This window comes from Pumilibacter intestinalis (assembly GCF_943193005.1).
In the GTDB taxonomy this organism is placed as follows: domain Bacteria; phylum Bacillota; class Clostridia; order Christensenellales; family Pumilibacteraceae; genus Pumilibacter; species Pumilibacter intestinalis.
In genome coordinates, this window is sequence record NZ_CALPCH010000032.1 from 1 (window position 1) to 9138 (window position 9138).

Genomic DNA, 9138 nt, shown 5'->3' on the forward strand with positions numbered 1-9138 from the left:
GAAAGGTAAATAATTTAATTGGCTGTGGGCATTTGCGCTAATACTTCGGGCGTGGCTTTGCCCCTAACTACGCCGTCGCTGTCTATGCAAGTGAAATCGTCGAATAAAATCACTTTCTTATTGTCAATTCCCGTCGGGCAAATAATATCTTCGTCGAGAATACTGCCCTTGATATAAGTCGGCAATTTACCGCCGAATACAAGTTTTTCGCCGCTCTTTTCTATGTATTTGAGTAGACAGCGAACGGAACGCTCTATATCTCGGCTGCATATCTCTTTGAAATCGTTTCGCCCGAACCTTTCGAGAAAGTGCGTATTTTGGTATGTCGTTTGCTTGCGGTGTTTTTTCGTGTCGTAATCGGTTACTTGTTCGAGTTTGCCTATCATAGCGTTTTCGGGTATGTGGAATATACCGTGAAAATGCAAACGCTGTTTATCTGGACTGCGTTCCCATACGCCTATATATTTCCAACCTTTACGGCTGACAAGGTGTTTTAACGTATTTCGTAAAGTTTCTTTGAAAGTAGTTTCGTCGTGCTTTGTGCTGTCAAACGTGAAAGTTACAAAATAGTTCCAACTTTGCAAGCGCACTTTACGCCATAACCGTGTATAGCGTTTGGCGGCGTTATTTTTCTTGCGTTCAATGTTTTGCTCGGTATATTCCTTTGCTTGTTCGGCGGTTTCAAATTCGCTTTGCAATTTCTCAGCAATATACTTTTTTCGCTCGCGCTTGGGTAGACTTTGGCTTTCTTTATACGCCGTTTCAAACGCTTGCTTTTTGGTGTCTTGGGTTGTTGCTTTTTTCGGCGGCTGTTTCTTATGCTTTCCGCTCGTAAAGTTTTCAGGCGGTATGGCGATAAAATGACTGCCGTCGTTGTAGATTTTTGCGTCTATTATTGGCATTGTGGTGTTCTCCTTGTTTTTTAGTTTTTTTGAGTATTTTTTAGTTTTTTTGAGTAAAAGAAAAAGGGCAAAATACAAAACAATACACTTGTTCCGTACTTTGCCCTTGTCGTGCGGCGCGTTCCTTTTTTATTCGGAATTCTTTTACGCTTGCTTTTTTGGCTGTACAATCATACAATACGCCTATTCGTTAAGCCGATATATTCAATTATCTTGGGGCGGCGTAGCACGTTGCGCCCCTAACCATACATACATTTAATTTGAGTTGTCATAGCACGTTGCAACTCTGACAGATAGATAAAATACAATACGTTAATTTTCTTTCTTTTCTTTTGCTAATTCCAAAACTCTTGCATACAGCGTTTCAAAGAATAGCCGCCGTTCGCTGTCCGTCAATGCCGTTATGTCGGGCGTTCCGACTGTAACGATTTCGAGTTCGGTTTTAAGAATTTTTCGCACCTCCTTATGTTTAGATTTTTTAGGGTTGTCTATGGCAAAAATAAAATACCCCTCACTTAATAGCCACGAGAAAGAGCAAAAGTTTACGGTCTTTGCAAAAATTTCATCAAAATTTAATAAAAGCCGAAAAATTGCCCTCTACTTAATAGCCTTGAAAACGGCAAAAATCCACGCTTTTCAGAAAAATAATTTGAAAAACTTTTGCCGTTGCTTGCAAGCAAAAGCATTATACCATACTGAAAATAATTTTGCGGTTACATTTATGGGTAGTTTTGGGTTACAAAGTAACAATGCGGCGCATAACGTATCGGGAGTATTCGGGAAGTGAAAAGCAAGTAGACGGCGGCAACGTAAAAAAATACGGCGGACACGGAAAGCCTGCGCGTGTCGCCGTATTTTAGTTGCCGCCCTTGCTTTTTACGTTACAGCGGCTTTGTTCTTTTCGGTTGTGTTCGGTTTGTGGCGGGTGCTTGACGGCGGCGCAAGCCGCCGCTTGTTATATCAAGCACCCGCCACAGTGCCATAAATCTATTTTAGCCTATCTAATACACTTGAAAATAGCATTTGTTTGTGCTATAATATATTTGCTCATTTTGAGCGTTACGAAGCAATCGCTTGCGATTATAAACAGTAATTTAGCGGTAAGAAAACATATAATGGATAAAACACAAATCTTGGAATTTATTTAGGAGTACACAACAATGGACAAAGAATGGAAAAGGTTATATGACGAAGCAATGAGCGTTTTGAACCCCCATGATGTTTCAAATAAAATGTGGGTAGGGAGCGTGGCATCTGCCGTACTCACGAAAAAAGGTAATATTTATAAGGGTATATGCATTGATACGGACGGCTCTATAGGTATGTGCGCGGAAAGAAATGCTTTATCGACAATGCTTACATACGGCGAGAGTGAGATTACAAAAGTGGTATCAGTATATAAAGATGGTAATATAATTCCGTCTTGTGGTATTTGTAGAGAATTTATGATGCATTTAGGCGGAGACGTGGAAAACATCGAAATACTATTGGATAAAGACGGACGGACAACAAAATTGATTGATTTGATGCCTGAATACCCACGACATAAATAAATTTCAATTTAACGTGCAGTAAAAATTCGTTTTAGGTTACTATCGCTCCGCCAAGCGGTACCCAACTGAACCCGTAAAATAGGGCAGTTGGGTATCTTTTTTTGCACTTTATGTCATTCACGCATACAATTCTATCGAAAACGTTAAAAGAATAGGCGCTCTGTCGTATTTGTGCGTGTCTATCTCAAATGTTTTATTGCAAGTATAGAAAACAAAATCCCGACGGTCGTCTGTTCCATCGGGATCTTTCATATTCGTATAATTGTAGTGAATTTCTATTTTATCGTTATATAGGACTACTTTCCTTATCAGCGCGTCTACCATTGGTCGCGGCTCTTTGCGTAGCGCCGTAGAAATGTATTTTGTAATATCGTCTTGGTTTATAAGGAGTTTTGTTCGGGCTTTTTCCGCTGCTATCTTTGCCAATAAGTCAACTTTCTTTCCTTCCAAATGTTCTAATCGCTCTTTTGTGGAATTTGTTATGATGCCTTGTTCCATAGCGGATAGGATATTGTTTATCGCTTTTTCGGTTTCGCCGAAATCCGCTAACAGCAATTTCAGTATCGACTCATTGTCGATGCGCTTTTTGTGTGCCGCAATAATCTTCTCGGCAAGCAGCGTTATGTTTTCGCTTGACGATAGCGCCTCGTATGTTGCATCTATAACGATTTGCTCTATAAGGTCTTTGCGTATGGGATTGCAAGGGCAACTTTTATCCAATCGTTTACCCGAGCACTTGTAGTAGCGTTTTATTTCTCCGTTTTTGGAAGTGCCCGAGTCGGAATTGACGGGTTTTCCGCAGTAACCGCATATCATTTTGTTGCGTAGTAGGTAGTAAATATTCGGTTTGTGTTTGCCGTATTTGTTGTTTGCTATTTTGCTTGCCACGATGGAAAAGATATTGTCGGGAACGATGCGAGGATAAATATTCGTAAACACTTCGTCGCCGTGCCTATAAATGCCAGCATATTTTTCGTTTGAAAGTAGGTGATACACCGTATTTCTCGCAAACGGTTTGCCGCGGTAGAGGATACCTTTTTCGCGTAGCTCTTCAATAATCGTTTTGACGAGCTTACCGGATGCGCAGTCCTCGAACATTTGACGTACGATTACGGCTTCGTCTTCGTGTATGACAAGTTTCTTGTTTTCAACACGGTAACCGAATAACACGAAACCGCCGGTGTAGTTGCCTTTACTTCGCGACTCGCGCATGCCGCGCTTTACCTTTTGACTAAGCTCGGCACTGTAGTACTCCGCCATGCCTTCCAACAGTTCAAATGGACATAGTGATTTATACGGTATTTAGGGGTAAAACGGCTATAATATGCTGTCAATATCGACTTTGTAATAGATATGCACTTCTTGGGGCTTGCCTGTAACGCTTTCTTTGCCGCCTATGACAAGTTTCTCGAACAAGTCTAAACACAGTTCACGGGTAAGTTTCGGGGCGTAGAGATACTGTTTCATTCGCCGTATAAACTCGTCAATATCGGTTACAGCTTTCTCGGCTTCTTCCAATCCTTGCTTAATAGTTTTAATGCGCTCGCTCAATTCGGACTGCTCGGTAGTGTACTTTTCAATCAACCGCACGCAAACGCTTTCGGGAATTTTGCCGGCTACCTTTTCTTCGAACGCGCTCTCGATCAGTTTATCAAGCTCGGCAAGTCGCTGTTCGTCTTTGTGCAATTCCTTGTTTACGTCGGCTTGGTTCTTATTGGCAAGCGTGGCGGTATGCTCCAAATACTTTCGTCTGAACTCCGCTTCGTCGGCTACTATCTTTGCCGCCTTATCCTTCACGTCGTTTAGAACTATTTGCTCTAACACCGGCACGGGAATGAAATGACTGAAACAGCAAGATGATCCCATTCGGCTTTTGTTGCCACAGTTAAAGTTGAAGTAAGTTTTTTCTTCGCCCGTGCGCTTTGCTATTTGCGTATTCCAGCCGAGCCGCATTTTCGCGCCGCAGTCTGCGCAGAACATCAGTCCCGACAGTGGGTGCATATAACCGCGTTTGGTATGCTTTCCGTGTCCTACGGCTTTTTCCACTTCCTTGACCTTATCCCACAATTCTTTCGAGATAATCGCTTCGTGCGCGTTTTCTATTACAATCCAATCTTCTTCGGGGCGGCGTTGCCACTTGTGGTTTTTATACGAAATGGTCGTGGTTCTGTGCTGGGCGAGATTGCCTATGTATGCTTGATTAGAGAGAAGTGTTCTCAAAACGGTAGTATGCCATAGGTGCGAGGGGTTTCTCACGCCGCTTATACCCGTCGTCGCTATTCGGTAATCGTTGGGCGTAAGGATATGTTCGGCATTGAGAATATCCGCTATCTTTCTCGGCGTTAGTCCAGTAGAGCGCATTTCAAAAATACGTTTTACTATGGGCGCGGTTTCTTCGTTTATTTGCAAAGTCCGTTTTTCGTCCGTTCCGAGTATGTAACCGTAAGGAGCGTGGGACATTCCGTTTATGCCGTTTTTGGCGTTCTGAATACGCACGGCGCGAAGTTTCTTGCTCGTAGCGGCTGCCCACCATTCGTTGAACACATTGGTAATAGGCATCATATCCATAGCGGCGGTATCTTTGTTCTCGGTGTCTATGTTGTCGGTTAGAGCCACAAAACGTATGTTATACAGGGGAAACACATAGTCGAGATACTGTCCCACCATAATGTAGTTTCTGCCGAAACGCGACATATCCTTAACAAGTATCGTGTTTATAACGCCTTGCTTGGCGTCTTCGAGCAATCGCTTTACGCCCGGACGTTCGAAGGTAGTACCCGAAATGCCGTCGTCCACATAAATATCGTGGAGCGTCCAGCCTTGCTGTTCTATGTATTCCGAAAGAATAGCCTTTTGGTTTTCGATGGACAGCGATTCGCCCTGTCGCTCATCGTCGCGGGAAAGTCTGACGTACATTCCTACGATATAGTCTTTGCTGTTTTGTTTGGGTTGCATTTTTATTACTCCTTGTTGCTATGCGGACTTTTTATCTTCCGCAAGAGCCTGTTTGAAAGCGTGATCGCAAATAATCTTTTTGAAATCTTTCTTGCCGACGTAGTGGCTTACGACAATATATATCTTGCCGCCGATCACTTCCGTGCGGACAGTGTGTTGTTGATTTACTCCTTGTTGCATTGTAGTTTTTAAGGTAACTTCACCTATGGCTGCAACAACTAATACAAAATTTCACCCTATAGGATTAGAAAATGTCCATAAAAATTTTTTCGAAACGAATAGTTTTAATGGTCATAACGCTACAACTTACTTGCATAGTGACGCATAACCTTGTTGTAACGTCGCTGCATAACGTATCTGAATCCGTGTACGCCGCCTATTGTGCAACCAAGTAGTACGGCTAACTGTTTATTGCTTATACCGTTCATTCTGCCGTTCAGTACAATAAGATGTTTCTCACCTAAGTTCATAAGAGAAATTATCTTTTCCACTTTGGCATAGCTTGCCTCTATATCCGCATCCGAAATATCCGTAAAGTCTTTCGGATCTTTCATATACCGGAACGCTTCCAAAGAGAAATTCTTTATCCCTACGCTGTAACGCCTATACAGTTCGCGTTTGATGATGTAATAACATTCGGCTTTGATCGTAACCGCTTTGCCTTTCTTGGAAGTGTAGAGATGATCGTCCAAGTATTTTCCGAAGTGTTCGCATAAGAAAAGGGCTACCTCTTGAACGAGATCGTAATAATCGCTCAAAACGTAGCCCTCGGTATCCTTGTGCATCACGTCGTAATACACTTTTTCGTGTGCCGTTATAGCGCTTTCGCCTATGTAACCGATAAGCGTTTTGGTTTGCTTGATTGTTATAAGCTCCGCTATAACTTGCACTCTTTCGGGAGAAATGATTTCTCTCAACACTCTGAAATCTCTTTTGACTTCGACCTCTTTTACCATTTTGTTTTACCTCCGTTTTCGATTGCTTTCGCCTTTCGGCAACAACCAAAAACAAAACGGAAAGACGGTGATTGTTTTGACAAAAAAAATATGCAAAGCGTAAACAATAATTGGGTGGAGCGTCACGCTCCCTTTAAGTCAAGGGCGACCGAACGGGAGTGCATTTTACCCTTGACTTAAAGCGGCTTTTCGTTTACCAACCAATGCCGAAAGGCGAAACCGAAAACGGAGTATATACATACTTGCTTTTTATGCCGTAAAACAGTATAATAACTTTATGAACGAACTGTTTACGCAAAAATACGAAGACGAAGAATGGGTTGAGGACGAATATCCGTGGAAGCAATTCAGGCGCAAAGGCTACGGGTTTATCTACATTAAAAACCCACATTATCTTGTTGACGATGATGACCGAGAGTATCTCATACGCAAGCCCACGCTCAAAGAACGCCGAGAGATAGTCGTAAACACCGTTATAGTGTGTAACGGCAGGACGTTCAAAGTTCATTCGCTCGCCCAAAGATTGGCGGTGTCGGACAGAACGGTACAAACGATTTTACGGCAGTTGGAGAAAGACGGTTTAATAGAGATTATTCCTAAATTTGATACAGACGGCAAGCAAAAAGGCAATGCGTATAAGTACATAGGCCCGCCGTGCGAGTTTTACGGAACGGGTTTAACACTCAAAGATTTGTACGATATAACCCAAGACGTAGGTTTTCGGGATTGGGCGTGGAAAACGCACGGATTTAATCACGATCAAAATTGGCATAATATCTATCCGCTGTGCAAGGCAAAGTTTGAAAGACGAATGGCGCGAAAAGAATATTTGGAAGAAAACGGTTTACCGCTTGTCGTACCCGAGAATATTAAGTATTTGGTATTGCGCTATTGCTATTGGAAAGGCGAAACAAAAAGGGTGAAAGGTCATTATCTTTACTCCCAAGACCGAACGACAAAACTTACGTTAGAGCCGTTGAATAGAACGGAAACGGTAAAGATATTCGGCATTACGTTATATGCCGAAATAGCAGGCACAAAAGACAATCCGCAGGTAACGATTATCGACGCGGATACGAATAAGCAATTAACCGTTTTCACTTGGTTCGACGAAAATATTCTCATAGGCGACTTGGATATAGACGAGAAACACGTCGAGCAAGTATTCATATTGGGCGACTTTACGACGAAATAAAACCATAAAAAGCATAGAAAAAGTGCGAGGAACAAAAAATTCTTCGCACTTTTTTTGTGTGTTGTGGGGTGAAAATTTATATTAGTGTGCGTAGGGACAAGATTGCCCGCCACTATGACTGCAAAAATAACTACAAGGAGGTAAACGGTAACTTACGGGCGGTCGAGTTTCTTAATAAATGCCCTACGGGGCGAAGGAGATGATGAATTATAAATAACAGATACAAAGGCGATATGTTAGGACGTATAGACGAGGACGGGATTGCGGCATGGTATCCTAAATGCAAGGTGCGCAAAGAGGGCGATCATTACATTGCTACGCCTCATACTACAAATCCCACGCGGCGTACCGTACGTAAGCAAAAAGAAATAGCCGTATCGGTAAAAGACGGCAAGTATGCTTTGGAAGAAAAACCGATTGAAAATGCCGCCGTAAAAGACGGTGTAAAATATGCAACGGTAGAAAGCGGACAAACTGACGAGCCGAATAGCAGCGTGCACGTTACCACGCTCAAACAAATTTTCGATGAACTTTACGATAAGTATTATAAGCAATACCCGAATGTTAGAAAACAGTCCATTCTCAAAGATATGTTGCCGCTCTTTTCGAGCAAAGAAGACGCTTTATATTTCGTGGACGAACAATTCCGAAGAAAATGGCGGAACGCTTATACCCGTAAACAGCGGTTTGCATACAAGGCATATAACCAAAACTACGAATACTTTTTCACGATAACTTTCGATTCCAAAAAGCATACCGAGCAGAGTTTTGAAAAGAGTTTGAAGAACGCTCTATCTAATTTGCATAAACGCTACGGTTGTTTGTTTCAAGGCGCATGGGAACGCGGTAGCGAGAATGACAGGCTTCATTTTCACGGGCTTATCTACGATCCGAACAAGAAAATAACCGGCGAATTGGAAACGGTAAAAGACTACAATCCCAAAACGGGTAAAATGAAAACGTATTTACAGAGCAAGTATTTCTTTGAGAAGTTCGGGCGAAACGAGTTCAGCGAAATAATACCGCAGATGTATCAATCGGCAATAAAGTACATAACGAAATATTTGAATAAACAGGACGTAAAGCCGTACTTCTCAAAAGGTTTATACCGTTTTATAGAGAGTGACATTGTCGGCAACGACGTGATATGCAAAATGGACAGCAGCGATGAAAGGGATATACGGCTGATTGTATCCAACAAATTCAAGATTTGGGACGAGGGTGCGCTTATAGGCGAAGCATCGCCCGAAACGATAGCCAAAGCAAAGAAAGTGTCGTAAGCATAAAACAGCAATGTGAAAAACAATCGCTGTTAGAGAAAATGTCCGAGAACGATACTGCGGCGGCGAAATTCGGGCGAGCACGGTAAGCCCGCGCGTGCCGCCCGAATTTCGCCGCCGCGGTCGTTGCCATAAGGTAAGAATTTTCGGATATGCTACTTGGTTGATTGGTTGCCCCTTTCCGTCGGTTTCAGCAATGAGTTGGGATAGCCTTTTCGGTTGGTGGGTGGGTTGTGTGTGCCTGTCTCGGCGCCCGAGCGCGACAGCGCGAGGGTGACGAAAGCGGCGTAGCCGCTT

The 9138-nt window shown here is 42.8% G+C and carries 10 protein-coding genes; 4 read left to right on the plus strand and 6 right to left on the minus strand.

Annotated elements, in window-relative coordinates; translation table 11 throughout:
- Positions 1-14: 14 nt before the first annotated feature.
- The gene (locus NFR55_RS10120) at positions 15-902 is read right to left on the minus strand and encodes a rolling circle replication-associated protein (protein WP_251548705.1); all 888 of its coding nucleotides are present in this window, start codon (positions 900-902) and stop codon (positions 15-17) included.
- 312 nt (positions 903-1214) lie between these two features.
- On the minus strand, positions 1215-1361 hold the full coding sequence (locus NFR55_RS10125; protein WP_251548707.1) for a hypothetical protein: 147 nt from the start codon (positions 1359-1361) through the stop codon (positions 1215-1217).
- A 31-nt stretch (positions 1362-1392) separates the two neighbouring features.
- On the opposite strand from NFR55_RS10125, the gene NFR55_RS10130 reads away from it, so the two are divergent.
- Together NFR55_RS10130 and NFR55_RS10135 are read left to right on the plus strand one after the other, a co-directional pair.
- A complete protein-coding gene (locus NFR55_RS10130; protein WP_251548709.1) occupies positions 1393-1689 on the plus strand; it encodes a hypothetical protein in 297 nt (98 codons plus the stop codon).
- 373 nt (positions 1690-2062) lie between these two features.
- Positions 2063-2455 carry a cytidine deaminase family protein gene (locus tag NFR55_RS10135; protein WP_251548711.1) on the plus strand — a complete coding sequence of 131 codons (393 nt, stop codon included), beginning with the start codon at positions 2063-2065 and terminating at the stop codon, positions 2453-2455.
- A 117-nt stretch (positions 2456-2572) separates the two neighbouring features.
- On the opposite strand, the gene NFR55_RS10140 is transcribed toward NFR55_RS10135, so the two are convergent.
- The 4 genes from NFR55_RS10140 to NFR55_RS10155 form a co-directional block, all read right to left on the minus strand.
- Positions 2573-3715 (minus strand): recombinase family protein, encoded by a 1143-nt coding sequence (locus NFR55_RS10140; RefSeq protein ID WP_251548712.1) that lies wholly within the window; start codon positions 3713-3715, stop codon positions 2573-2575.
- Between the two features lie 57 nt (positions 3716-3772).
- Complete coding sequence (locus NFR55_RS10145) at positions 3773-5410, minus strand: recombinase family protein (protein WP_251548715.1); 1638 nt, start codon at positions 5408-5410, stop codon at positions 3773-3775.
- An 18-nt stretch (positions 5411-5428) separates the two neighbouring features.
- A complete protein-coding gene (locus tag NFR55_RS10150; RefSeq protein WP_251548717.1) occupies positions 5429-5590 on the minus strand; it encodes a hypothetical protein in 162 nt (53 codons plus the stop codon).
- 119 nt (positions 5591-5709) lie between these two features.
- Positions 5710-6366, minus strand: a complete 657-nt coding sequence (locus tag NFR55_RS10155) for a hypothetical protein (RefSeq protein ID WP_251548719.1) — start codon at positions 6364-6366, stop codon at positions 5710-5712.
- 277 nt (positions 6367-6643) lie between these two features.
- Here NFR55_RS10155 and NFR55_RS10160 point away from each other — a divergent pair, with 277 nt between their 5' ends.
- Positions 6644-7561 (plus strand): helix-turn-helix domain-containing protein, encoded by a 918-nt coding sequence (locus tag NFR55_RS10160; protein ID WP_251548721.1) that lies wholly within the window; start codon positions 6644-6646, stop codon positions 7559-7561.
- Positions 7562-7794: 233 nt separating this feature from the next.
- Positions 7795-8841: a rolling circle replication-associated protein gene (locus tag NFR55_RS10165; RefSeq protein WP_251548723.1), complete on the plus strand. Its 1047-nt coding sequence runs from the start codon at positions 7795-7797 to the stop codon at positions 8839-8841.
- Positions 8842-9138 lie beyond the last annotated feature (297 nt).